This is a genomic window from Streptomyces sp. NPDC047061 (assembly GCF_040643955.1).
Classification (GTDB): Bacteria; Actinomycetota; Actinomycetes; order Streptomycetales; family Streptomycetaceae; genus Streptomyces.
In genome coordinates this window covers 1-1,717 of the sequence record NZ_JBEYVI010000125.1, presented here as the reverse complement: position 1 = coordinate 1,717, position 1,717 = coordinate 1, and the positions used below count along the sequence as shown (strand labels likewise).

Below are 1,717 nucleotides of genomic sequence, written 5' to 3'. Positions count from 1 at the left end.
CTAGAAGGTCGATGAAGATCTTGGGTTCTGGTCCTGCCGCGTGAGCGGCGGGACCAGACTTGTCTTGTGGCGATGGGTGAGTGGGTCGGCGAGATGGTCGGGCCGGACGTGTGGGAGACGTGTCGGGATCTGATCCCGGCCGGGAGTGTGTTCGCGTTCCTGGCCGAGCACCGCGGCGAGTTGTTCCCGGCTGAGATGTTCGCGGACATGTATCCGTCGGCGAACGGACGGCCGAGCATGCCGCCGCAGATCCTGGCCGCCGCGATCACCTTGCAGGCCCTGCACGGGCTGTCGGACTTCGAGACGGTCCAGGAACTGCGGTGCGACCTGCGGTGGAAGGCCGCATGCGGGCTCGGCCTCAACGACATGGCCTTCGACCCGTCGCTGCTGGCCTACTTCCGCCGCCGGCTGGCCCGTTCCGCCCGCCCGAACCGTATCTTCGAGGCCGTGCGCGAGGTCGTGAAGGCCACCGGCGTACTCAAGGGCAAGCACCGCCGGGCGCTGGACTCCACCGTGCTGGACGACGCGGTCGCCACCCAGGACACCGTCACCCAGATCATCGCCGCCGTCCGGGCGGTGATCCGCGAGGTCCCCGGCGCCGGTCCGGTCGCCGCTGCCCAGTGCAGCGCGCACGACTACACCGACCCGGGCAAGCCCCGCATCGCCTGGAACGACGAGCAGGCCCGCGCCGTGCTGGTCGACGCGCTGGTCGGTGACGCGCTGCGGATGCTGGGCCACCTGCCCGACCAGCAGCTCGGGGAGAAAGCCGCGAACGCGGTGGGCATCCTGGCCCTGGTCGCCGGCCAGGACGTCGAGCCCGCCGAGGACTCCGACGGCCGTGACGGACGCTGGCGCATCACCCGGGGCACCGCCCCCAGCCGGGTGGTCTCCACCGTCGATCCCGAAGCACGCCACGTGCACAAGACCCGCAGCCACCAGCAGGACGGCTTCAAGGCCCACTTGGCCATCGAGCCCGAGACCGGCTTATACACCGCCGTCGCCCTGCGGCCCGGCGCCGGGCACGAGCACCACGAGGCCGCGGTCGGCCTGGACCTGCTCGCCGGCGAGGACAGCCCGCTGGACGTCTTCGGCGACACCGCCTACTCCGCGGGCGAGGCCCGCCAGGCCCTCGACGAGGCCGGGCACCGGCTGTTCCTCAAACCCGCCCCGCTGCGGCCGGCCGTCCCCGGCGGCTTCACCCTCGACGACTTCGCCATCGACACCACAGCCGCCGTCGTGACCTGCCCGGCCGGACACGCCGTGGCCCTGTCCTGCCCCGGCGGGCAGCACCAGCAACGCAAAGCCTCTTTCGGGGACTTGTGCACGGGATGCCACCTGCGTGAGCGGTGCACCAAAGCCAAGGCCGGACGCATCCTGACCATCCGGCCTCACCACGACCTGCAGACAGCCGCCCGCCACCAGGCCGCCACCGACCCCGGCTGGCAGGCCGCCTACCGCCGTTGGAGACCACCGGTCGAACGCGCCGTCGCCTGGCTCGTCCACCACGGCAACAGGCGCCTGCGTTACCGCGGCACCATCAAGAACAACACCTGGCTCCACACCCGGGCCGCCGCCCTCAACCTCCGCCGACTGATCAACCTCGGGCTCACCCACACCCGCAGCACCTGGCACCTCGCACCCGCCGGTACATGACCGCAGGGGCTGTCCGGCCTGACGGCCGGACAGCCCCTCACCAAGATCTTCATCGACCTTCTAG

The 1,717-nt window shown here is 71.2% G+C and carries 1 protein-coding gene; it reads left to right on the top strand.

All coding sequences use genetic code 11. The features are described from left to right. Positions 1-93: 93 nt before the first annotated feature. Positions 94-1,653 carry an IS1182 family transposase gene (locus ABZ887_RS51060; protein WP_361306577.1) on the top strand — a complete coding sequence of 520 codons (1,560 nt, stop codon included), beginning with the start codon at positions 94-96 and terminating at the stop codon, positions 1,651-1,653. Positions 1,654-1,717 lie beyond the last annotated feature (64 nt).